This is a genomic window from Candidatus Pantoea multigeneris (genome assembly GCF_011752615.1).
Taxonomy (GTDB): Bacteria; Pseudomonadota; Gammaproteobacteria; order Enterobacterales; family Enterobacteriaceae; genus Pantoea; species Pantoea multigeneris.
The window spans coordinates 88,408-110,446 of record NZ_VWXF01000012.1; the positions used below are offsets into that span (position 1 = coordinate 88,408).

20 protein-coding genes are annotated in these 22,039 nt (G+C 53.9%); 7 read left to right on the top strand and 13 right to left on the bottom strand.

What is annotated here, in order from left to right; genetic code table 11:
* Positions 1–74 precede the first annotated feature (74 nt).
* Both F3J40_RS21440 and F3J40_RS21445 read left to right on the top strand, forming a co-directional pair.
* Positions 75–1,070: a sulfate ABC transporter substrate-binding protein gene (locus tag F3J40_RS21440; protein ID WP_167017919.1), complete on the top strand. Its 996-nt coding sequence runs from the start codon at positions 75–77 to the stop codon at positions 1,068–1,070.
* Positions 1,071–1,175: 105 nt separating this feature from the next.
* Positions 1,176–1,937 (top strand): CDP-diacylglycerol diphosphatase, encoded by a 762-nt coding sequence (locus F3J40_RS21445; RefSeq protein WP_167017921.1) that lies wholly within the window; start codon positions 1,176–1,178, stop codon positions 1,935–1,937.
* Between the two features lie 19 nt (positions 1,938–1,956).
* Here F3J40_RS21445 and tpiA read toward each other — a convergent pair whose 3' ends face one another.
* From tpiA to fpr, 3 genes are all read right to left on the bottom strand, one after another.
* A complete protein-coding gene (gene tpiA, locus F3J40_RS21450) occupies positions 1,957–2,724 on the bottom strand; it encodes a triose-phosphate isomerase (protein ID WP_167017923.1) in 768 nt (255 codons plus the stop codon).
* Between the two features lie 81 nt (positions 2,725–2,805).
* Entirely contained in the window at positions 2,806–3,429 is a 624-nt protein-coding gene (locus F3J40_RS21455; protein ID WP_167017925.1) for a DUF1454 family protein, read from the bottom strand.
* Positions 3,430–3,567: 138 nt separating this feature from the next.
* Entirely contained in the window at positions 3,568–4,314 is a 747-nt protein-coding gene (fpr, locus tag F3J40_RS21460; RefSeq protein WP_167017927.1) for a ferredoxin--NADP(+) reductase, read from the bottom strand.
* A 297-nt stretch (positions 4,315–4,611) separates the two neighbouring features.
* Here fpr and emrD point away from each other — a divergent pair, with 297 nt between their 5' ends.
* Positions 4,612–5,805: a multidrug efflux MFS transporter EmrD gene (gene emrD, locus F3J40_RS21465; RefSeq protein WP_017348814.1), complete on the top strand. Its 1,194-nt coding sequence runs from the start codon at positions 4,612–4,614 to the stop codon at positions 5,803–5,805.
* Here the strand turns inward: emrD and glpX are convergent.
* The 3 genes from glpX to F3J40_RS21480 form a co-directional block, all read right to left on the bottom strand.
* Positions 5,795–6,805, bottom strand: a complete 1,011-nt coding sequence (glpX, locus tag F3J40_RS21470) for a class II fructose-bisphosphatase (RefSeq protein ID WP_167017929.1) — start codon at positions 6,803–6,805, stop codon at positions 5,795–5,797. The two genes, emrD and glpX, sit on opposite strands and share 11 nt — an antisense overlap.
* Positions 6,806–7,029: 224 nt before the next feature.
* Entirely contained in the window at positions 7,030–8,547 is a 1,518-nt protein-coding gene (glpK, locus tag F3J40_RS21475) for a glycerol kinase GlpK (RefSeq protein ID WP_167017931.1), read from the bottom strand.
* Positions 8,548–8,577: 30 nt separating this feature from the next.
* The gene (locus F3J40_RS21480; protein ID WP_167017933.1) at positions 8,578–9,417 is read right to left on the bottom strand and encodes an MIP/aquaporin family protein; all 840 of its coding nucleotides are present in this window, start codon (positions 9,415–9,417) and stop codon (positions 8,578–8,580) included.
* A 417-nt stretch (positions 9,418–9,834) separates the two neighbouring features.
* Here F3J40_RS21480 and zapB point away from each other — a divergent pair, with 417 nt between their 5' ends.
* On the top strand, positions 9,835–10,074 hold the full coding sequence (gene zapB, locus F3J40_RS21485) for a cell division protein ZapB (protein ID WP_017348810.1): 240 nt from the start codon (positions 9,835–9,837) through the stop codon (positions 10,072–10,074).
* Positions 10,075–10,126: 52 nt separating this feature from the next.
* On the opposite strand, the gene rraA is transcribed toward zapB, so the two are convergent.
* From rraA to priA, 6 genes are all read right to left on the bottom strand, one after another.
* Positions 10,127–10,612: a ribonuclease E activity regulator RraA gene (rraA, locus tag F3J40_RS21490; protein WP_017348809.1), complete on the bottom strand. Its 486-nt coding sequence runs from the start codon at positions 10,610–10,612 to the stop codon at positions 10,127–10,129.
* A gap of 186 nt (positions 10,613–10,798) precedes the next feature.
* The gene (hslU, locus tag F3J40_RS21495; protein ID WP_167017935.1) at positions 10,799–12,130 is read right to left on the bottom strand and encodes an ATP-dependent protease ATPase subunit HslU; all 1,332 of its coding nucleotides are present in this window, start codon (positions 12,128–12,130) and stop codon (positions 10,799–10,801) included.
* Between the two features lie 11 nt (positions 12,131–12,141).
* Positions 12,142–12,672 (bottom strand): ATP-dependent protease subunit HslV, encoded by a 531-nt coding sequence (gene hslV / locus F3J40_RS21500; protein ID WP_071524416.1) that lies wholly within the window; start codon positions 12,670–12,672, stop codon positions 12,142–12,144.
* A gap of 88 nt (positions 12,673–12,760) precedes the next feature.
* Entirely contained in the window at positions 12,761–13,726 is a 966-nt protein-coding gene (ftsN, locus tag F3J40_RS21505; protein WP_167017937.1) for a cell division protein FtsN, read from the bottom strand.
* 154 nt (positions 13,727–13,880) lie between these two features.
* Positions 13,881–14,918: a DNA-binding transcriptional regulator CytR gene (cytR, locus tag F3J40_RS21510; protein WP_167017939.1), complete on the bottom strand. Its 1,038-nt coding sequence runs from the start codon at positions 14,916–14,918 to the stop codon at positions 13,881–13,883.
* A gap of 144 nt (positions 14,919–15,062) precedes the next feature.
* Positions 15,063–17,258, bottom strand: coding sequence for a primosomal protein N' (gene priA / locus F3J40_RS21515; protein ID WP_167017941.1), 2,196 nt, complete (start codon positions 17,256–17,258; stop codon positions 15,063–15,065).
* A gap of 225 nt (positions 17,259–17,483) precedes the next feature.
* Between priA and rpmE the strand changes: the two genes are divergently transcribed.
* The gene (gene rpmE / locus F3J40_RS21520; RefSeq protein WP_017348801.1) at positions 17,484–17,696 is read left to right on the top strand and encodes a 50S ribosomal protein L31; all 213 of its coding nucleotides are present in this window, start codon (positions 17,484–17,486) and stop codon (positions 17,694–17,696) included.
* Positions 17,697–17,770: 74 nt separating this feature from the next.
* Here rpmE and metJ read toward each other — a convergent pair whose 3' ends face one another.
* Positions 17,771–18,088, bottom strand: a complete 318-nt coding sequence (gene metJ / locus F3J40_RS21525; RefSeq protein ID WP_017348800.1) for a met regulon transcriptional regulator MetJ — start codon at positions 18,086–18,088, stop codon at positions 17,771–17,773.
* Positions 18,089–18,358: 270 nt separating this feature from the next.
* Here metJ and metB point away from each other — a divergent pair, with 270 nt between their 5' ends.
* Both metB and F3J40_RS21535 read left to right on the top strand, forming a co-directional pair.
* Positions 18,359–19,519 carry a cystathionine gamma-synthase gene (gene metB / locus F3J40_RS21530; protein WP_017348799.1) on the top strand — a complete coding sequence of 387 codons (1,161 nt, stop codon included), beginning with the start codon at positions 18,359–18,361 and terminating at the stop codon, positions 19,517–19,519.
* A 2-nt stretch (positions 19,520–19,521) separates the two neighbouring features.
* Positions 19,522–21,957 carry a bifunctional aspartate kinase/homoserine dehydrogenase II gene (locus F3J40_RS21535; RefSeq protein WP_167017943.1) on the top strand — a complete coding sequence of 812 codons (2,436 nt, stop codon included), beginning with the start codon at positions 19,522–19,524 and terminating at the stop codon, positions 21,955–21,957.
* Positions 21,958–22,039 lie beyond the last annotated feature (82 nt).

The window sequence follows — 22,039 nt, forward strand, 5'->3', positions numbered from 1 at the left end:
CTCCTTTTTAATTCTTTTAGTCGTAGAAAGGTTTATGTCACGCTTAGCCCATAACGATTCTGGGAGATGGCGTAATGAACAAGTGGAGTATTGGTTTCACCCTGTTGCTGGCTTCGACCAGCGTCCTGGCTAAGGATATCCAGCTGTTAAACGTGTCTTATGACCCAACGCGTGAGCTGTACGATCAGTACAACAAAGCGTTTGCTGCCCATTACAAACAAGAAACGGGCGATAACGTCATCGTGCGTCAGTCACACGGCGGCTCGGGCAAACAGGCGACTTCTGTCATCAACGGAATTCGCGCCGATGTGGTAACGCTGGCGTTGCAGTCCGATGTTGATGCCATCGCTGAGCGTGGCCGTATCGATAAAGACTGGATCAAACGTCTCCCGGATAACTCCGCACCTTACACCTCGACCATCGTCTTCCTGGTGCGTAAGGGCAACCCGAAAGGGATCCACGACTGGAGCGACCTGACGAAAAAAGGCGTTTCTGTGATCACGCCAAACCCAAAAACCTCAGGCGGAGCGCGCTGGAACTATCTGGCTGCATGGGGTTGGGCGCTGGATCAAAACCATGGCGATCAGGCCAAAGCGCAGGAATACGTCAAAGCGCTGTTTAAAAACGTCGAAGTTCAGGATTCCGGTGCGCGTGGTGCCACCAATACCTTCGTTGAGCGTGGCATCGGTGATGTGTTGATTGCCTGGGAAAACGAAGCCTATATGGCAGTTAATAAACTGCCAGGCGGTAAAGATAAATTTGAGATCGTCACGCCAAGCGAATCGATTCTGGCTGAGCCAACGGTCGCGGTGGTGGATAAAGTGGTCGATCAGGATGGCAACCGTAAAGTCGCGGAAGAGTACCTTAAATATCTCTACTCTCCAGAAGGGCAGACTATTGCCGCGGAAAACTTCTATCGTCCACGTGATGCAGCCGTTGAGAAGAAATTCGCTAATGCCTTTGCGCCAGTCAAACTGTTCACCATCGACAACAAGTTTGGTGGCTGGACCGCCGCACAGAAAACGCACTTTGCCGATGGCGGCACTTACGACCAGATCATGAAACCGTAATCGCCGTCGTTCAGACAGACCAGCCTCCGGGCTGGTTTTTTTTCGTGACTTTCCGCTCGCCGCAGGCGAGGATGCAGGCAGATTCCAGCGAGAGGATTAACTGCTATGCAGGGAAGAAACCGCCCCCTGGTTGTCATCAGCGTGCTACTGGTTGTATTGGTCGGTGGGCTGCTGTTCAAAGCTTTTCACGTCAAAAAGAATTCCGATGCCTTGTGGCATATCATCAGCGAGAAGTGTTTGCCAGATATGGCACAACACGGCGTGCCCGCACCCTGCCAGCAGGTCAATCTGGCGCAGGGCTATGTGACGTTGAAAGATCTCAATGGTCCACTGCAATTTTTGCTGATGCCGGTCGCAAAAATCACCGGTATCGAAAGCCCGACTCTGCTGCTTCCTTCAACGCCTAACTTCTTTGCACTGGCATGGCAACAGCGAGCCATCATGAGTGAAAAACGCGGTGCACCGGTTGCTGACCGGGCTATCGCACTGGCGATCAATTCTGAATACGGTCGTTCGCAAAATCAGCTCCACATTCATATGTCCTGCCTGAAACCGCGAGTGCGCCAGCAGCTGGATCAATATACGGCCTCGCTCACCGCGCAGTGGCAACCTTTTACCTTACAGAAGCATCGCTACCTCATCCGCACGTTGACCCCGGATCAACTGGCACAGGAGAGCGTATTTATCCGTCTGGCGCAGGAAATCCCTCAAGCTCAGGATCAAATGGGGAAATATGGCATGGCGCTGGCGGCGTTGCCGGATGGCAAACTGGCACTTTTGGCGCTGGAGAGAAACTGGCTGCTGTTGAACCGTGGTTCGCCGGAAGAGTTGCAGGATCATCAATGTGAGATTTTGCAGGGCGGCTGAGCGCCGCCCTTAGGCGAGATTAGCCTTTTTTAGCCGCAGCGGCAGCTTTAACAATGACCGCGAAGGCATCGGCTTTCAGAGAAGCACCGCCAACCAGCGCGCCATCGATATCTGGCTGAGTGAACAGTTCAGCGGCGTTCTTATCGTTTACTGAGCCACCGTACTGAATGATGACCTGATCGGCAATTGCCTGATCCTGCTTAGCAATGTGATCACGAATAAACTTGTGAACTGCCTGCGCCTGCGCAGGGGTCGCTGATTTGCCAGTGCCAATCGCCCAGACGGGTTCATAGGCAATGACTGCACCTTTGAAGGTTTCAGCGCCTTGGGTGGTCAGTACTGCATCGATCTGACGTGCACAAACTTCTTCCGTTTTTCCGGCTTCGTTTTCCGCTTCGGTCTCACCAATGCACAGCACTGGCACCAGACCTGCCGCTTTCAGTACGGCATATTTTTTCGCGATGAATTCATCGCTCTCTTTGTGATAGGTACGACGCTCAGAGTGACCAATGATGATGTACTCAGCACCAATATCTTTCAGCATTTCTGCGGAGGTTTCACCGGTAAAAGCACCAGACAGGTTAACATCAACGTTCTGCGCGCCCAGTTTGATAGCGCTGCCTTTAATGGCACCAGCAGCCTGATCGAGATAGATTGCAGGTGGAGCGATAGCCACGCCACAGCCATCAACGCCAGAGAGTTCTTGCTTCAAACCTGCAATTAAATCAGCGGTCTGTTGCTTGCTGCCATTCAGTTTCCAGTTACCCATAACCAGTGGATGTCGCATTCTTTCCTCCGCATAAAGCGCTTCGTTTAATAGCACTGCCGGGGGCAGTGTTTTCTGTGCCCAGTATAGAGATCTATTACCCTACTGGCTCTGCTTTTGATCAGTTTTGTCGCTGCTGTTTGTGGGTGGCAACGTCAGTTTTATCGGCTCAATCGCGAGGGTTAACCCTTTATCTCCGCTATCTGAAACCACAAACCGCAAGGCTCCTTCGCTACGGGCAAAATAACGTTCTCCTTTTCCCGCAGTAAGCAGTGAATCGAGCTTTTTACGTCCGGTTTCAGCGGTGAGCGTCGGTTCAAAGAAACGCAGCAGTGCAGTCATGTAAGCCATGGCTTTTGCCTGTGCGGCTTTCTGATCTGGACCGGGTAGCGGTAGCCAGGTGATTTGCAGCGTTTTAATCTTACCGGTGCCCGCTTCAAGTGCGGTGGAAGCATAGAGGGTTTCGTTAATTTTACTCGCGGCGCGGGTTAAGGCCGCGCCGCTGTCGATAGCGCGAAACTCCAGTAACGGTGTGTCCACGTAGCTGGCATTAAACTTTTCGCGGAACTGAGCAATAGTCATATCAAAGGTGGGCGCGCCCGCCATCAAATAGGAGGCAGTCGGGGGGGATGACGCGGCGGGTTCCGCAGGCTGCGAAGTCTCGGCAGCACAGGCGGAGGCTGTCAGCGCGATACTCAGTAAGAGTACGCCTGGCAATTTCTTCATTTCTTCGGCCCTGACCAGTAAACTCAGCTGCAAATTAAACCGGTTTTCTGCCGTGAAAGTCAAAAGCCAACCGATGAATTTTCTCGGTAAATCAAGTCATCTGTTTTCAGAGGCTGGCTTTTTCTTAACGAAGCCCACTTACCAGTAGTGTTCGCTGGTCATGTGGCCCGGTTTACGTTTGAAGTGTTTGCGCATTTCACGGCTCTCTTTCAGCATCTGTTGTGTGTCTCGTACCATTTCAGGATTGCCACACAGCATGATGTGGCTGGATTCTGCCGTCATTTTTAAGCCAACAGCCGCCTCCAGTTCGCCGCTTTCAATTAATGCCGGGACGCGTCCCGTTAATGCACCCGCCGTGGTTTCGCGGCTGACAACGGTTTGAATACGCAGCTTGCCCTGATAAATCTGCTGTAGCTGTTGCATCAACGGTAAATAGCTCAGGTCAGCCGCGTAGCGTACCGCGTGTAGCAAGACGATATTCTCAAAGCGATCTAATCCCTCGCCCTGTTGCAGAATCGACAGGTAAGGGCCGATTGCGGTGCCAGTCGCCAGCATCCACAAGGTTTCGCACGGCGGAATTTCATCGAGGATGAAGAATCCTGCCGCCTCTTTGGTGATCAGCACCTCATCACCCGGCTGGAGCGCCTGTAAGCGTGGGCTGAGTTTACCTTCCGGCACGGTAACCAGATAGAACTCCAGCAGCTGATCATTGGGCGCATTAACGTATGAGTAAGCGCGTACAATGCGCTCACCATTCACTTCCAGCGCCAGTTTGGCATACTGACCCGCAGTAAAAGTATCAATTGGCGCGGTGACGCGCAGGCTGAACAATGCATCCGTCCAGTTCTCGATCTCTTGCACCTTTGCAGTGACCCATTCGGCCATGAGTTCTCCTTAGTAGGACTATTTTCACCTGGTGATTATCCTGCGATGCCGCGTGTGATTTTTCTACTGCCTGAACCCCCACATGACCCGAATGATCAAATGGATAGCACCCACGATCACCTGCTGTGCTGTTGTTTTTACAGGGCGGATATTTTTCTTTACACGTGATAGTCAAACTGCGGAATCATCACCCCTCGCTTTGTCACAGGAAACTGATATTTTGCACCGCCATTAGGGCAGCATGTCTGTTTTCCTGCTGTTATCTGTTTAAATTTTAGATGCTTGTTACGGTATTTGATGAAAACCCCCTTAGAAAATCGCCATATTATTTTTATGTTGTTGGTATTGCTGGCTGTTGGTCAGATGGCGCAGACCATTTATGTGCCCGCGATGGCGCAAATTGCGGAAGCACTGAATGTAAGAAACGGCGAGATGCCGCGTGTGATGGCCGCGTATTTGATCACCTATGGCGCATCACAGCTGATCTACGGCCCGATTTCTGACAGCACCGGACGGCGTCCAGTGATTCTGTTTGGCATGCTGCTGTTTATGTTGGGTGCTGGCGTTTCACTGATGGCAACCTCGCTCAATATGCTGGTGCTGGGAAGTGCGATTCAGGGCATGGGAACCGGTGTGGGTGGTGTTATGGCGCGCACCCTACCGCGCGATCTGTATGACGGCCAGTCTCTGCGCCGGGCAAATAGCCTGCTCAATATGGGTCTGCTAATGAGCCCGCTACTGGCACCGCTGGTCGGGGCCGCACTGACGCGCTGGTTTAGCTGGCACGCCTGTTTTGCCTTCTTGCTGCTGCTGTGTTTGTTGGTCACTGGGGCGATGTCTCGCTGGTTGCCGGAAACTCGCATCGGGCAGAAGAGCACGACACCTTTTTTCCAGCGTTACACGTTACTCTTACGTGATGGGCGCTTTGTACGCTTTTTACTACTGCTGATTGGTGCGTTGGCCGGTATCGCGGTGTTCGAAGCCAGCTGCGGCGTTCTGCTGGGCGGCGTGTTGGGCTTAAGTAGCCTGACGGTAAGCGTGCTGTTTATTCTGCCTATCCCGGCGGCCTTTTTTGGTGCCTGGTATGCGGGGCGCGATGGCGCAAGCTGGAATAGTTTGATGTGGACGGGCGTGAATAGCTGCCTGGCCGCAGGTTTCCTGATGTGGTTGCCTGCCTGGTTCGGGGTCATGAACATCTGGACGCTGCTGGTGCCGGCGGCACTGTTCTTCTTCGGTGCGGGTATGTTATTTCCACTGGCTACCTCTGGCGCGATGGAACCCTATGCCTGGCTCGCGGGCACAGCAGGTGCTTTGCTGGGTGGATTGCAGAACCTGGGGGCGGGGTTTGTTGCCTGGGCCTCCGCGTTGCTACCGCAGCACGATCAGTCCAGCGTGGGGATGCTGATGTTTCTGACCGCACTGGTGATGCTGCTTTGCTGGCTGCCTCTCTCGCGTAATCCGGAAAGTGGCAGCCAACACGTCACAGAATAAAAGGCTGTAACGCCGCGTCTTTGCGATCAAGATAGTGAATCGACTGGATGCGGCGAATGGTTCGCGATTTACCGCGGATCAACAGCGTCTCGGTGCTGGCGATATTGCCCTGACGGCTGATCCCTTTAAGCAGGTCGCCGGTAGTGATACCGGTGGCCGCAAACACCACGTTGTCGCTGCGTGCCATCTCTGAGAGTGGCAGTACGCGGTTTGCTTCAATGCCCATCTCCGCACAGCGCTGAAGTTCATTTTCGCCGAGGCGACAGTTCTCTTCTGAATCTCCTTTTACCTGATGGCGTGGCAGTAAGCGCCCTTGCATATCGCCATCCAGCGCACGGATCACCGCTGCAGACACCACACCTTCTGGCGCGCCACCAATGCCATACATCACATCCACTTCACTGTCGGGCATGCAGGTGAGAATGGAAGCCGCAACATCGCCATCCGGGAAAGAGAATACGCGCACACCAAGCTGATGGAGCTGAGCGATAGTTGCGTCGTGGCGTGGTTTCGCGAGGATGGAGACTGTGAGTTCAGTCAGGGGTTTATTCAGCGCCGCAGCGATATTACGTAGATTCGTTTCCAGTGGCAGATGCAGATCGATGGCACCACGCGCGGCGGGTCCAACAATCAGCTTCTCCATGTACATATCGGGCGCGTGCAGGAAGCTGCCTTTTTCGCCGACTGCCATCACCGCCAGCGCATTCGCCTGACCCATTGCCGTCATGCGGGTGCCTTCGATAGGATCAACGGCGATATCGACCGCGTCGCCCTGGCCGGTACCCACTTTCTCACCGATGTAGAGCATCGGCGCTTCGTCGATTTCACCTTCACCAATGACAATCTGTCCATCAATGGCAATGGTATTGAGCACCTGGCGCATGGCATTAACTGCTGCACCATCGGCTACGTTTTTGTCTCCACGCCCAAGCCAGCGATAGCCAGCCAGTGCTGCTGCTTCAGTGACACGGGAAAATTCGATAGCGAGTTCGCGTTTCATGTGAAATGTCAGTTGGAAAAACAGGCAGAGAGTGTAGCACAGCACTACGCCATTTTTCCCTCACCCCAGCCCTCTCCCGCAAACAGGAGAGGGAGCAGTCAGTGCTGAATAAGAGGCCAGTGCAGGTGCCAGTCCCAAAGCGGTGTTGGTGTGCATTCAAGGCTGGATATTATGCGAATGTTCCCTCTCCCTTTAAGGGAGAGGGTCAGGGTGAGGGTGGTTAATTATTCCTCGTGATCTTCCCATTTCTGCGCGCGGGAAACGGCTTTCTGCCAACCTGCGTAGAGGAAGTTACGCTGTGTGGTCTCAATACCAGGACGGAACTCACGTTCAATCACCGATTTCGCGCGCACTTCTTCAAGGTCATTCCAGAAGCCAACGGCGAGGCCTGCCAGGTAAGCCGCACCCAATGCGGTCACTTCACGCACTTCTGGGCGCTCAACGCGCGTTCCCAGAATGTCTGACTGGAACTGCATCAGGAAGTTGTTGGCGACTGCACCGCCGTCAACGCGCAGTGATTGCAGACGCGTATTGGCGTCATTCTGCATGGCTTCCAGTACATCACGTGTCTGGTAGGCAATTGACTCCAGCGTCGCACGGATGATGTGGTTAGCATTCGCACCACGGGTCAGGCCGAAGATCGCACCACGGGCATACGGGTCCCAGTAAGGCGCGCCGAGACCAGTGAACGCAGGCACCATATACACGCCGTTGCTGTCTTTGACCTTAGTGGCGAAGTATTCAGAGTCTTGTGAATCACTGAACAGTTTCATCTCATCGCGCAGCCACTGAATGGAGGCTCCACCGATGAATACCGCACCTTCCAGTGCATAGTTTACTTCGCCACGCGGGCCGCAGGCGATGGTGGTCAACAGGCCATTCTTCGAGGTCACAGCTTCAGTGCCGGTATTCATCAGCATGAAGCAACCGGTGCCATAGGTATTCTTTGCCATGCCCGGCTGAACACAGAGTTGGCCATACAGCGCGGCTTGCTGATCCCCGGCGATCCCGGCGATCGGAATACGCGTACCGCCTTTACCACCGATGTTGGTCTGCCCGTAGATTTCAGAAGAAGACTTCACTTCTGGCAGCATTTCGCGCGGAATATCGAGCACATCCAGCAGCTTCTGGTCCCACTCTAAGGTGTGGATGTTGAACAACATGGTACGTGAGGCATTGGTATAATCCGTGATGTGAACACGGCCTTGGGTCATCTTCCATACCAGCCAGGTATCCACGGTACCAAACAGCAGTTCACCGCGTTTTGCGCGTTCACGCGCACCCTCGACATGGTCAAGGATCCATTTCACTTTGGTGCCAGAGAAGTAAGGGTTAATCACCAGACCGGTGCTGCTCTGGATGTACTCCTCCAGGCCCTCTTTTTTCAGCTTATTACAGTAGTCGGCGGTACGTGGGTCCTGCCAGACAATGGCGTTATAGATCGGCTTGCCGCTCTCTTTTTCCCACACGATGGTGGTTTCGCGTTGGTTGGTGATACCAATCGCCGCAATCTGATCGGAACTGATGTCTGCGTGGGCCAGAACTTCTACCAGCGTGGAGCTTTGTGAAGCCCAGATATCCATTGGATCGTGCTCTACCCAGCCTGCTTTCGGGTAGATTTGGGTAAATTCACGCTGGGAAACCGCAACGATATTGGCATCGTGATCCAGCACTACGGCGCGAGAGCTGGTAGTACCCTGATCGAGCGCAACAATATATTTTTTATCACTATTTGAAGACATAATGCTTTCCTGAATGAGTAAAGGTGAAACTTACGCTTTACGCTGCTCAGCGCGCGCGACCGGTTTTTCTTCTGTTGCCAGGTTAGTTGGCAAATGGCGGCTAATCAGGGCGCGATAACCGAAAGCACCGAGGCAAGCACCGACCAGTGGTCCAAAAATAGGGACCAGGAAGTACGGGATATCACGGGCACCGGTAAAGGCAACCTCACCCCAGCCTGCAAAGAAGGCGAACAGCTTTGGTCCGAAATCACGTGCCGGGTTCAGTGCGAAGCCCGTCAATGGACCCATAGATCCACCGATAACGGCAACCAGCAAACCAATCAACAGTGGCGCCAGTGGGCCGCGCGGCACGCCATTGCCATCGTCAGTCAGGGCCATGATCACTGACATCAGAACGGCGGTAATCACCATTTCTACCAGGAACGCCTGACCAACACCAATGTGTGGGTTCGGGTAGGTAGAGAAAATACCGGCCAGGTCGAGGCTTGCAGCCGTGCCGCGTACCATCTGATGGCTTTGTTCATAATCATAAAACAGATTGTAGTAGAGGCCATATACCAGCGCGGCTGCACAAAATGCGCCAGCGACTTGCGCCAGAATGTAGGGAACAACTTTGCGGCCTTCGAAGTTAGCGAACAGGCAGAGCGCAACCGTAACAGCGGGATTGAGGTGAGCGCCTGAAACGCCTGCACTGAGGTAAACCGCCATGGAGACAGCTAAACCCCAGATGATGCAAATTTCCCACTGACCAAAACTGGCACCCGCCAGCTTTAACGCAGCCACGCAGCCGGCACCGAAGAAGATGATTAATCCGGTGCCAAGGAATTCGGCGATGCATTGACCTTTGAGAGTACTTGTTGTTTGACTCATGTTGGTATTCCTGAAGCGAGGTTAAATTTTATCAATTGTCGTGCTCATCCGTGAGATACCCCGAGCTGTATGTAGGGTTGATGTGAATTTATCGTTAACGAGCATAAACGAGAAATAGCGAAATTAAAATTTGTGTCCCTCGTCAAAAAAATGAGCGTTTTCGCGTGCTGTGGCTTTCATAAACCATCATATCGAGCCGGGGGGTTGGTTTTTCTCGTGGTGGGATTCAGTGATACCTCACTTTTCAGCATAGGCTGAAAAGTGTGACAGTTGGAGATCAAACCCTTTGCGTTGCTGGACTTGCGCGATGAGGCTACTTACAATCGATTCATCGTTGCTGTCTCGGTGCGATCGCGTTGCGATTTGCGCGGAGGCGAGCAGTATCACCGCCTTGCAAGGTTTGGGAGAGTCAAAAAGATGTCATTTGAAGTGTTCGAGAAACTGGAATCGAAAGTACAGCAGGCGATTGATACCATCACTTTGCTGCAGATGGAAATTGAAGAGCTGAAAGAGCAGAACAACGTGCTGAAAAATGAAGCACAGCAGGCTGCAGGCAATCACGATTCCCTGATTCGTGAAAATCAGCATCTGAAAGAAGAGCAGATTGCATGGCAGGAACGTTTACGCTCACTGCTGGGAAAAATGGAAGAGGTGTAACAGCCTCAGCCATCGTCTAACGGGTGCTTGAAGCACCCGTTTTTTTTGCGCGTTATTCGATATCGAGCGCGTCTTCAGAGAGGATCATGCCGGTGTTGTCGGCGTAGAGGTGGTCGCCGGAGAAGAATGTTACGCCACCAAAGTTGACCCGAACGTCACTCTCCCCAATGCCTTCACCCGCGGCACCCGCTGGAATGGCGGCAATCGCCTGGATGCCAATATCCAGTTCTTCCAGCTCATCAACCTGACGTACTGAGCCGTAAACGACCAGGCCTTCCCATTCGTTTTGCGCAGCGAGTCGTGCCAGTTGTGCATCGACCAGTGCCCGGCGCACGGAACCACCGCCATCGATCAGCAGTACGCGTCCACGGCCATTCTCTTCTAGCAGGTCGTATAACAAGCCGTTGTCTTCGAAGCACTTGACTGTGGTTATCTGACCACCGAATGAGGTGCGACCACCAAAGTTTGAAAAGAGCGGTTCAACCACATTCACGTCTTCATGGTAGATGTCGCAGAGTTCAGATGTATCGTATTTCATAGCGGTTTCGTCTGTTGACCACAGGAGCCGTAAGTATATCGCTATACACAGATTGTTGGCAAAAGCATCAGGGGATAAAAAGGGCGGTGTTTCAATCTGTTTGTGCAAACATGGGGCGTGAGTGGCAGAAACAAAAATGCCAGGCAGCATAAACTGACTGGCATTCGGCATTCACTGAGCGGCGAATTACAGGATAAAGCGGCTCAGATCTTCGTCGGCGACCAACTGATCCAGATGTTTGCCAACATAGTCAGCATCAATGGTAAATGACTGTCCATTGAGATCGCTGGCGTCATAGGAGATATCTTCCATCAGGCGCTCAAGCACAGTATGCAGACGACGTGCACCGATGTTTTCGGTGGTCTCGTTAACCTGCCATGCCGCTTCTGCGATGCGACGAATACCATCTTCGGTGAATTCGATGTTCACGCCTTCGGTGTTCATCAACGCTTTGTACTGTACGGTGACAGAGGCACTTGGCTCGGTCAGGATACGTTCAAAATCATTGACGGTCAGCGCTTGTAGCTCAACGCGAATCGGTAAACGACCTTGCAGCTCTGGGATCAGGTCTGACGGGCTCGCAACCTGGAATGCGCCAGAAGCGATGAACAGGATGTGGTCGGTTTTGACCATCCCGTGCTTGGTCGAAACGGTGCAACCTTCTACCAACGGCAGCAGGTCACGCTGAACGCCTTCACGTGAGACATCCGGGCCTGAGCTCTGCCCACGCTTACAGATTTTATCGATTTCGTCGATAAACACGATACCGTGCTGCTCAACGGCATCAATAGCGTCTTGTTTCAGCTCTTCTGGGTTGACCAGTTTTGCCGCTTCTTCTTCCACCAGCAGCTTCATCGCTTCTTTGATTTTCAGCTTGCGTGGTTTCTGCTTCTGACCGCCGAGGTTCTGGAACATTGACTGCAACTGGCTGGTCATCTCTTCCATGCCCGGAGGAGACATGATCTCTACGCCCATTGGCGCAGCGGCGAGGTCGATTTCGATCTCTTTATCATCCAGCTGGCCTTCACGCAGTTTCTTGCGGAAAGACTGGCGTGCAGCAGAAGGCTCCTGTGGCTGTTCGGACTGGCCCCAGTTATTTTTTGCCGGTGGGATCAGCACATCAAGAATGCGCTCTTCCGCCAACTCTTCTGCGCGGTATTTGTTTTTCTCAATCGCCTGAACGCGTACCATTTTAATGGCGGAGTCAGTCAGGTCACGAATGATGGAGTCGACTTCTTTGCCGACATAACCCACTTCGGTGAATTTGGTCGCTTCAACCTTGATGAATGGCGCATTGGCCAGCTTTGCCAGACGACGGGCGATCTCGGTTTTACCGACACCCGTTGGGCCAATCATCAGAATATTTTTTGGTGTGACTTCATGGCGCAGCTCTTCGTCGAGCTGCATGCGACGCCAGCGGTTACGCAGTGCGATAGCGACAGCGCGCTTTGCGCCATCCTGGCCAACGATAAAGCGATTCAGTTCGCTGACGATTTCGCGGGGAGTCATCTCAGACATGATTTCGATCCTTACGCCTTAGACGGGAGTGCTTCAAAATTGACGTTATGGTTGGTGTAGATGCAGATGTCGCCAGCGATATCGAGCGCTTTAGCCACAATCTCTTGTGCACCTAGTTCCGTATTTTCCAGCAGAGCGCGTGCGGCTGCCTGAGCGAAAGGACCGCCAGAACCGATAGCGATCAGGTCATTTTCTGGCTGAATCACGTCACCGTTGCCGCTGATAATCAGCGAAGCGTTCTCATCTGCGACTGCCAGCAGTGCTTCCAGTCGACGCAGCATACGGTCGGTACGCCAGTCTTTTGCCAGCTCGACGGCGGCTTTCACCAGGTGTCCCTGGTGCATTTCCAGTTTGCGTTCAAACAGCTCAAACAGTGTGAAGGCATCTGCGGTGCCACCGGCAAAACCAGCGATCACTTTGTCGTTGTAGAGACGACGTACTTTTTTAACATTGCCTTTCATTACGGTGTTGCCGAGCGTAGCCTGGCCATCACCGCCAATCACTACCTGGCCGTTACGTCGAATGCTTACTATTGTTGTCACGGGCAGACCCCTTGTTGCTGTGGGAAAAGGGCTCCGCGTTTTCACGCGGAGCATCATGCAACCTGATATGGGGCGGGTTTAGCGGGTTTCAACCCCCGGCAGCGAGGGGAATACAGTTTGAATGGCCACCACTACGCAGGGTTCTCAGCACATTGTCTGCGCTAGCGCGATCTTTATAGGGACCGATGACCACGCGATGCCAGCCTCCGCCACTACTGACCCGGCTTTCAAAACCTTCGAATGCCAGAGCAGCACGCGCTGATTCCGCTTGGTCGGTTCCCTTGAAGGAGCCGCACTGAATTAACCAGCGTTGGCTGGGGGCTTTTTCCACGGGCTTAGCTTTTAAGACATCCTGCTCACGCGTGACCGGGGCAGGTTGTTGCTGGCGTTGCTGCTCCTGACGCTGCTGTTCCTGCAACTGCTGTTGGCGCAGTTGTTGCTGCCGCTGTTGGTTCTGCAACTGTTGCTGACGTTGCTGTTCCTGACGCTGCTGTTGAGCGAGCATCTGTTGTTGATGCTGATATTGCTGTTGTGCTGAGGGTTGCGTCACGGGCTGTGGCGCTTGCGGCTGGCGCTGCTGAGTTTGCATTTGCTGCAAAGTCTGCTGGCGTTGAGCCGGCGTCTGCTGGTTCCACGGCACTTCATTTAATTGTGTGGGCTGCTGGCGCATGTCAGCCTGCATCTGTTCCAGCAGTTGACGCTGTTCATCAGTCAGCTGAGTCTGAGACTGAACGCCGCCACCCGCCGAAGGTTCAGTAGGTGTGGGAACGGTAAGTTGGCGGTTTTCCAACTCTTTAATGTATTTCCAGCGCTCTTCAGGTTTCGGTGGCAGGCCATTCCCCACGGTCTTGTGGTCGGGAATGACCTTCTCTTCTTCCTTTTTATGATGGGCAATAAACCATAGCCCACCCGCAAACGTGACCAGTACGGCGGCTGCCAGTACTATCATCACCTTAGAGGCACCAGAACCGCCTTTGCTGCTCTTACCCCGACTGTTGCTTTTGCGACGCGTCCCTGTTGAACGCCCGCGGCCTACATAATCTCTTTGTGCCACTCTCGTTCACTTTCCTTAACTGACAGTGCCAAACGGGCAAGAAAAACGTTGCGATGTTCGCCCGGGCAGAAGTTCGCAATGTTACTGTAAGGGTCGATAGTTTGACCAGCCGTGTTCGCCTTAAGAATAAGCTGAAAATAGCATGGCGGTGGCCTTACTTTTTCGTTTTTGCCACAGGTGCGGTGCTCCCTCGCACTTTCAATTCGGCATCCAGCAGCCTTGAACCGCTGTTCACCCGTTTTCCTTGCAGCTCCTCTAACAATAGCAACATCGCCTCACGTCCAATCTGATAACGCGGCTGCGCCACCGTGGTCAGCGGGGGATCCCAGTAGCGCGATAGCTCGATATCATCAAACCCGACGACCGAGAGATCCTGAGGAATGCGCAACCCGAGGTTACGAGCCTGATTCATCGCACCCAGCGCCATAATATCGCTATGACAGAACAGCGCGCGTGGTGGGTTTGGCAGGCTCATCAGCTGCTTCATCGCCTGCGATCCCGCTTCAAAGGTAAAATCGCCCCTTACAATATAGCGGGGATCGACCGTCAGGCCATTACGGCGTAAAGCCTGTATATAGCCTTCCAGGCGATACTGGCTTAACGGCGTCTCTTCTGGCCCTGCGATGCAGGCAATGTCACGATGTCCAAGCTGCAACAGATGGTTGACCGCCTCAAAGGCCGCCGTGAGGTTGTCGATATGTACCGTTGGCAGTGACATTTCAGGCGCGAACTCATTGCCCATCACCATTGGCGGGAGATTGCGCAACTCTTCCGTGCTGGCTTCAAACGGCAGTTGCGAACCTAACAGCACCATGCCGTCAATCTGCCGGGTCAGCATCAGGTTAAGGAATGATTTTTCCTGCTGATTCTGGTGGGCGCAGTCGCCAATCAGGACAATGTAGCCCTGCTTTGCCGCTGTCTCTTCCACACCGCGAATGATTTCACTGAAAAACGGATCGCAGATATCAGGCACGATAATCAGGATGGTCTGTGTTTCACCCCGGCGAGTATTGCGCGTCAAGACATGGGGTGCATAACCGATGGCCTGAGCGGCTGATTCAACTTTTTGCCGGGTGGCGGCAGAGACTTTATCCGGGTTCATTAACGCCCGTGAGACGGTAGCGGTGGATACGCCCGCTTTTTCGGCTACATCCTTCATTGTGATAGAAGGGGACTGCTGATTCTGCTGCAACTCATCGCTCCTGACGTCGGTCTAAGCCCTGAATATTTGTGGGCTGAAGCTCTGTTTTAAACCATTGCTGGCATTGGCTGTTACTTAATTTGCAGAAAAAGTGTGAGTTATACGACTTTTTTCGATCCTGCTCGCAAACCACCCTTAGCTTTCGGTCGGGTCAATATCCAGCGTCCACTTCACCTTACGAGCGGCGGGGAGGGTGTTAATCAGCGGCAGTGAACTGCTCAGCAACTGCTGTAGCCGTTTCCGTGAAGCGTGCTGAATCAGCAGTTGCCAGCGCCACCTGCCGCTGCGTTTTGCCTGTAAGGCCGGGATTGGGCCCATCAGCCACAGCGCAGCATCTTTTAATGGGCTGGCTTCCAGCAAATTACGCAGCTGAGTAAGGAACTCTGCCGCCTGCTGATTATCCAGATCTTCAGCGCGGAAAATCGCATGGCTGGTCCACGGTGGCAGATGGAGCATCTGCCGTTCGCGTAACGTCTGTTCAGCAAACGCAAAATAGCCCTGGTGCAGCAATGTCTGGAGCAGGGGATGTTCCGGATGATGGGTTTGCAACAGCACTTCGCCTTGTTTGCCCGCACGACCCGCACGGCCTGCAACCTGAGTATAAAGTTGAGCAAAGCGTTCAGCCGCGCGGAAGTCAGCGGAGAACAGCGCGCCATCCACATCCAACAACGACACCAGAGTGACATCGGGGAAGTGATGTCCTTTAGCCAGCATTTGTGTGCCCACCAGAATGCGTGCGCCACCGCGGTGAACTTCCGCCAGATGTTTTTCCAGCGCTCCTTTGCGGCTGGTGGTATCCCGGTCAATACGGGATATCGGCACCTGCGGGAAGAGCGTCGAAAGATGCTGCTCTAGCTGCTCGGTTCCCACTCCCACCGGCAGCAGGTGAGTTGATCCGCACTGAGGGCATTGGTTTGGCAGTGGTCGTTGGCTATCGCAGTGGTGGCAACGGAGCTGGCGCTGCTGCTGATGTAAGGTGTAGTAGTGTTCACAACGCTGGCATTCGGCAATCCAGCCACAGTCATGGCACAGCAGCGCAGGAGAAAAGCCGCGACGGTTCAGAAACAGCAGCACCTGGTTATCTGCTTGCAGGTGCTCGCGCATTTTCTTGATTAATGCCGGTGCTAAGCCGCCCTGAATGCGCGCACCTTTAAGATCAAGCAACTGCTGTAATGCCGGGCGGGCGTTACCTGCGCGTCGGGTTAAATTCAGCTGACGGTATTTGCCGCTGGTGACATTGTGCAACGTCTCCAGTGCAGGTGTCGCTGACCCCATAACAATCGGGATGCCCTCTTCACGTGCGCGCAGTACGGCCAGGTCGCGTGCATGATAGCGCCATCCTTCCTGCTGTTTGTAGGAGCTGTCATGCTCTTCATCAATGATGATCACTCCCGGACGCGCCAGCGGGGTAAACAGCGCCGAGCGGGTGCCGATCACGATAGCGGCTTCCCCCTGACGTGCGCGCAGCCATACCGCCAGACGCTCACTGTCATTTAAGGCGGAGTGCAGTACATCGACAGGGGCTTTGAAGCGCTCGCGGAAACGGGCAATTGTCTGGGGTGTCAGGCCGATTTCCGGTACCAGGACCAGCGCCTGCTGCCCGCGCGCCAATACATTTTCCAGCACGCTGAGATAGACCTCGGTTTTACCTGAACCGGTAATCCCTGCCAGCAGCCAGGGAACATAACGGTCATCTTCGGCGCGAATCGCCCCGACTGCCGTGGCCTGATCGGTATTCAGGCGCAGGCGTTCACCGAGAATGGCAAAATCTGTCCGCCAGTCGTGAGGCTGGGCGCGTTGCTGGTGCAGTTCGCACAGCCCTTTACTGCGCAGCGCTTGCAGTGCGGTTTCAGTGAGGTCCTGGTCGCTGACCTGATGACGATAGAGCGGCTTTTGCCGCAGGGCTGCCAGCGCCTGTTGCTGCTTTGGGGCTCGCTTCAGGCTCTCCGGCAGCGTTGCCTGGCCTAATTCAGTGATGACCCATTGCCATAATGGGGCATCTTCCGCCGGTTTTCCCTGGCGCAATAACACCGGTAGCGCATGGTTGAGGACTTCTCCCAGCGGCGATTGATAGTAGCTGGCCGCCCAGGTCAGAACACGCCACAGGGAAGGGGAGAACAGGGATTCGTTATCCAGGACTTCTGCAATCGGTTTTAGCTGATGTAGCGGAAGATCGCTGGTATCACGGATATTGACGACCACGCCAACCAGTTTACGGTTGCCAAACGGCACGCTGACCCGCGCACCTGCAACTGGCAACTTCTCCGTTGCAGGCAGGTAGTCAAACAGGCGAGGCAACGGAACGGGTAAGGCGACCTGAACAACGGGCATGGCAATCTCAATCCGGCGGAATAAAAGGAAAAACAGTGTAACGGCTTTCGCCGTGAGGGGATATCTTCTGTGCTATTTGCACCCAGGCGGGCTGGGCTGTATAATATGCCGCCTTTGGTGAGGTGTTCCTCGTCAAAGAAAACATAACTTATTGTTCAATCGCGTGTGGTGCTGTGCAGGATTAACCTGGCACGGAGAGCGACACGGCCTTTTCTGAGGTTTCCCATGAAAAAAGATATCCATCCTAAGTACGAAGCTGTATCTATCTCTTGCTCTTGCGGCAACGTGATCAACACCCGTTCAACCATGACCGGTACTCTGAACCTGGACGTATGTGGTAACTGCCACCCGTTCTACACTGGTAAGCAGCGTGTTGTTGATACCGGTGGCCGTGTTGATCGCTTCAACAAGCGTTTCAGCATCCCTGGTTCAAAATAAGTTTTCGCTAGCCGAGTCTTCGGATTCGGCTACAAAAAAACCCGGCTTAGGCTGGGTTTTTTTATGGCTAAAAATCAGTATTCCCAGGTATCGGGATCGATGCCCATTTCACGCATAATCACTTTGGCTTCTTCCGGGATCTCATCGCCGCGTTCTTTGCGCAAATCAACATCATCTGGCAGCGGTTGTCCGGTAAAGGCGTGCAGAAACGCTTCGCACAGCAGTTCACTATTGGTAGCGTGGCGCAGGTTGTTGACCTGACGACGAGTACGCTCATCAGTCAAAATCTTCAAAACTTTCAGCGGAATAGAAACCGTGATTTTCTTGACCTGCTCGCTTTTCTTACCGTGCTCAGCATAGGGGCTGATATATTCGCCGTTCCATTCAGCCATGGTTTACCTTAATCAATAAAAGTTAAATGTGGGGAAAAGGGGGGATTATGCCCGATTTCCAGATGCCTTACCGATGAAAATGCGCATTTTATCGGTACATCCCTGTGGCATAAACCCTGCAGACAGGCGATGACGCATAATTTTAGCGGGTATTGCGCTTCTGCTCAATCTATACGCAAAGACATTTAGATGTCCAGATGTATTGACGTCTAAATTGGGGGTGTTATCCTGTGGCCTCTTTTATTCTCAGCTTCAGGAACAGTAAGCACCATGACGCGTAAACAGGCAACCATCGCAGTACGCAGCGGTTTGAATGATGACGAGCAATATGGCTGCGTTGTCCCCCCGATTCACCTCTCCAGTACCTATAACTTCCTTGATTTCAACCAGCCTCGTGCACATGACTACTCGCGTCGTGGTAATCCAACGCGTGATGTCGTGCAGCGCGCCCTGGCAGAACTGGAAGGCGGTGCGGGTGCAGTATTGACCAATACCGGTATGTCTGCGATCCATCTGGTCACCACCGTGTTTCTGAAGCCTGGCGATCTGCTGGTCGCCCCGCATGACTGCTACGGCGGTAGCTATCGTCTGTTTGACAGCCTGAGCAAGCGCGGCGCTTACCGCGTGAAATTTGTCGATCAGGGCGATAAAGCGGCATTAGCCGCTGCCATGGCGGAAAAACCAAAACTGGTTCTGGTCGAAAGCCCAAGTAACCCTCTGCTGCGCGTAGTGGATATCGCGGCCATCTGTCAGGCCGCGCGTGAAGCGGGTGCTGTCAGTGTGGTTGATAACACCTTCCTGAGCCCGGCATTACAAAACCCGCTGGCGCTGGGTGCGGATTTGGTTATCCACTCCTGCACAAAATATCTCAATGGACACTCCGATGTTGTGGCCGGTGCTGTGGTTTCGAAAGATCCTGCGGTCGCGACGGAGATGGCGTGGTGGGCCAATAATATTGGTGTAACAGGCGGCGCGTTTGATAGCTACCTGCTGCTGCGCGGTATGCGCACTCTGGCACCGCGTATGGCGGCAGCACAGCGTAATGCACTGGCGATAGTTGATTACCTAAAGCAACAACCTTTGGTGAAAAAGCTGTATCATCCTTCGTTGCCTGAAAATGCGGGTCACGAGTATGCGGCCCGTCAACAACGCGGTTTTGGCGCCATGTTAAGCTTCGAGTTTGATGGTGATGAAGCCCGCCTACGCCGTTTCCTCAAAGCCTTGCAGCTGTTTACGCTGGCGGAGTCTTTGGGAGGCGTTGAAAGTTTGATCTCTCATACCGCAACCATGACCCACGCGGGCATGTCTGCTGAAGCACGCGCGGCTGCCGGAATCTCCGAGACGTTGCTGCGTATTTCAACCGGTATTGAAGATCACGAAGATTTAATTGCCGATCTGGATAACGCATTCCGGATCGCTTCCGAGGAGTAAGCATGACGAGTTCAGCAGGCGCGGGAACGCCGACGATAAAGCAGTTGCATAAATTTGGGGGGAGTAGCCTGGCGGACCCACGTTGCTATCAACGTGTGGCGGAAATTATGGCGGGTTATAGCCAACCGGGCGATCTGATGGTGGTATCCGCTGCGGGTAGCACCACCAATCAGCTGATTAGCTGGCTGAAGCTCAGCCAGAGCGATCGGCTGGCGGCTCACCAGGTGCAACAGACTTTACGCCGTTTCCAGAGTGAGCTGATTGGCTCATTACTGCCTGCTGAAATCGCAGAACCGATGATCACGGAGTTTATCCGTGATCTGGAGCGCCTTGCTGCACTGCTGGATGGAAAAATCACTGAGGCGGTGTATGCCGAAGTCGTTGGGCACGGTGAAATTTGGTCAGCCCGACTGATGGCTGCGGTACTGTGTCAGCGAGATATCGATGCCTGCTGGCTGGATGCACGTGATTTCCTGCGTGCTGAGCGTGCTGCACAACCTCAGGTCGATGAAGGGAAGTCATGGCCGCTGTTACAGGCTCTGTTGGCTCAGCATCCACATCAGCGTGTGGTGGTCACTGGGTTTATCAGCGGTAACGACAGCGGTGAAACCGTACTGCTGGGACGCAATGGTTCAGACTATTCAGCCACCCAAATTGGTGCGCTGGCTGGCGTGAAGCGCGTCACCATCTGGAGTGATGTGGCCGGTGTGTACAGCGCCGACCCACGTAAAGTCTCCGATGCCTGCTTGCTCCCGCTGCTGCGTCTGGATGAAGCCAGTGAGCTGGCGCGTCTGGCAGCACCGGTATTACATACTCGTACCTTACAGCCGGTCTCGAACAGCGATATCGATCTGCAATTGCGTTGTAGCTATCAACCAGAGCAGGGTTCTACGCGTATTGAACGCGTGCTGGCTTCTGGCACGGGTGCACGTATCGTTACCAGCCATGATGACGTTTGTCTGATCGAAATCGAGATCCCCGCGCAGCATGATTTCTCCCATCTGCAAAAAGAGATCGATCTGTTACTGAAACGCGCGCAGCTGCGCCCGTTAGCGGTAGGAGTACATCTCGATCGCCGTTTGATCCAGCTTTGCTACACCTCGGAAGTCGTGAACAGCGTGTTTGAGCTGTTGCAAGATGCTGCTCTGCCGGGTCATTTGCAGCTGCGTGACGGTTTGGCGCTGGTGGCTCTTGTCGGCGCGGGTGTAACCCGTAACCCGCTGCACAGCCACCGTTTCTGGCAGCAGTTGCAGGATCAGCCCGTCGAGTTTATCTGGCAGTCGGAAGATCATATCAGCCTGGTGGCGGTATTGCGGGTCGGGCCGACTCAGCATGTGATTCAGGGGCTGCATCAGTCTCTGTTCCGGGCAGAAAAACGTATTGGCCTGATGCTGTTTGGCAAAGGCAATATCGGTTCGCGCTGGCTGGAGCTGTTCGCTCGCGAACAGGAGACGCTTTCAGCGCGTACCGGTTTTGAATATGTGCTGGCTGGCGTGGCAGACAGCCGCCGCAGCTTGCTGAATTATCAGGGGCTGGATGCCAGCCGCGCATTGGCTTTCTTTGATGATGAAGCACAAGAACGCGACGAAGAGTCTCTGTTCCTGTGGATGTGTGAACATCCGTTTGATGACCTGGTGGTGTTGGATGTGACCGCCAGTGAATCACTGGCGCAGCAGTATCATGATTTTGCCAGCCACGGTTTTCACGTGATCAGTGCCAATAAGGTTGCCGGCGCTTCTGGCAGCGCACAGTGGCGTCAGATTCGCGATGCATTTGCGAAAACAAACCGCCATTGGCTGTATAACGCCACGGTTGGTGCTGGTTTGCCTATCAACCACACCGTACGGGATCTGCGCGAAAGCGGTGATAGCATTCTGGCGATTAGCGGCATTTTCTCCGGCACACTTTCATGGCTGTTCCTGATGTTTGATGGCACGGTGCCGTTTACCGAGCTGGTGGACCAGGCATGGCAGCAAGGGCTGACTGAACCCGATCCACGTGTTGACCTCAGCGGGCAGGACGTGAAGCGTAAGTTGGTGATTTTGGCGCGTGAAGCGGGCTACGATATCGAACCCGATCAGGTCCGTGTGGAATCACTGGTGCCAGCGGGCTGTGCTGATGAGTCCATCGACCACTTCTTTGAAAATGGCGCAACCCTTGACGAGCAGATGCTGCAACGCCTGGAAGCGGCGCAGGAGATGGGTCTGGTGTTACGTTATGTCGCGCGTTTTGATGCTAACGGGAAAGCCCGTGTCGGTGTTGAAGCCGTGCGAGCCGACCATCCGCTGGCAGCGCTGTTACCCTGTGATAACGTGTTTGCCATTGAAAGCCGCTGGTATCGTGATAACCCACTGGTGATTCGCGGGCCTGGTGCCGGGCGTGATGTCACTGCTGGCGCTATTCAGTCCGATATCAACCGGCTGGCGCAGCTGCTCTAATCTCTTTGAATCAAAAAAGGGTGCCCTCCTGGCACCCTTTCTGACTTATTATCTCTCCCCGGCTTTCACCGGGGCAGCCATC

What these genes read in the sequence shown, in the direction of transcription:
- F3J40_RS21440 (WP_167017919.1), top strand. Translation starts at nt 75, where the DNA reads ATGAACAAGTGGAGTATTGGTTTCACCCTGTTGCTGGCTTCGACCAGC.
- F3J40_RS21445 (WP_167017921.1), top strand. Translation starts at nt 1,176, where the DNA reads ATGCAGGGAAGAAACCGCCCCCTGGTTGTCATCAGCGTGCTACTGGTT.
- tpiA (WP_167017923.1), bottom strand. Translation starts at nt 2,724, where the DNA reads ATGCGACATCCACTGGTTATGGGTAACTGGAAACTGAATGGCAGCAAG.
- F3J40_RS21455 (WP_167017925.1), bottom strand. Translation starts at nt 3,429, where the DNA reads ATGAAGAAATTGCCAGGCGTACTCTTACTGAGTATCGCGCTGACAGCC.
- fpr (WP_167017927.1), bottom strand. Translation starts at nt 4,314, where the DNA reads ATGGCCGAATGGGTCACTGCAAAGGTGCAAGAGATCGAGAACTGGACG.
- emrD (WP_017348814.1), top strand. Translation starts at nt 4,612, where the DNA reads ATGAAAACCCCCTTAGAAAATCGCCATATTATTTTTATGTTGTTGGTA.
- glpX (WP_167017929.1), bottom strand. Translation starts at nt 6,805, where the DNA reads ATGAAACGCGAACTCGCTATCGAATTTTCCCGTGTCACTGAAGCAGCA.
- glpK (WP_167017931.1), bottom strand. Translation starts at nt 8,547, where the DNA reads ATGTCTTCAAATAGTGATAAAAAATATATTGTTGCGCTCGATCAGGGT.
- F3J40_RS21480 (WP_167017933.1), bottom strand. Translation starts at nt 9,417, where the DNA reads ATGAGTCAAACAACAAGTACTCTCAAAGGTCAATGCATCGCCGAATTC.
- zapB (WP_017348810.1), top strand. Translation starts at nt 9,835, where the DNA reads ATGTCATTTGAAGTGTTCGAGAAACTGGAATCGAAAGTACAGCAGGCG.
- rraA (WP_017348809.1), bottom strand. Translation starts at nt 10,612, where the DNA reads ATGAAATACGATACATCTGAACTCTGCGACATCTACCATGAAGACGTG.
- hslU (WP_167017935.1), bottom strand. Translation starts at nt 12,130, where the DNA reads ATGTCTGAGATGACTCCCCGCGAAATCGTCAGCGAACTGAATCGCTTT.
- priA (WP_167017941.1), bottom strand. Translation starts at nt 17,258, where the DNA reads ATGCCCGTTGTTCAGGTCGCCTTACCCGTTCCGTTGCCTCGCCTGTTT.
- rpmE (WP_017348801.1), top strand. Translation starts at nt 17,484, where the DNA reads ATGAAAAAAGATATCCATCCTAAGTACGAAGCTGTATCTATCTCTTGC.
- metJ (WP_017348800.1), bottom strand. Translation starts at nt 18,088, where the DNA reads ATGGCTGAATGGAACGGCGAATATATCAGCCCCTATGCTGAGCACGGT.
- metB (WP_017348799.1), top strand. Translation starts at nt 18,359, where the DNA reads ATGACGCGTAAACAGGCAACCATCGCAGTACGCAGCGGTTTGAATGAT.
- F3J40_RS21535 (WP_167017943.1), top strand. Translation starts at nt 19,522, where the DNA reads ATGACGAGTTCAGCAGGCGCGGGAACGCCGACGATAAAGCAGTTGCAT.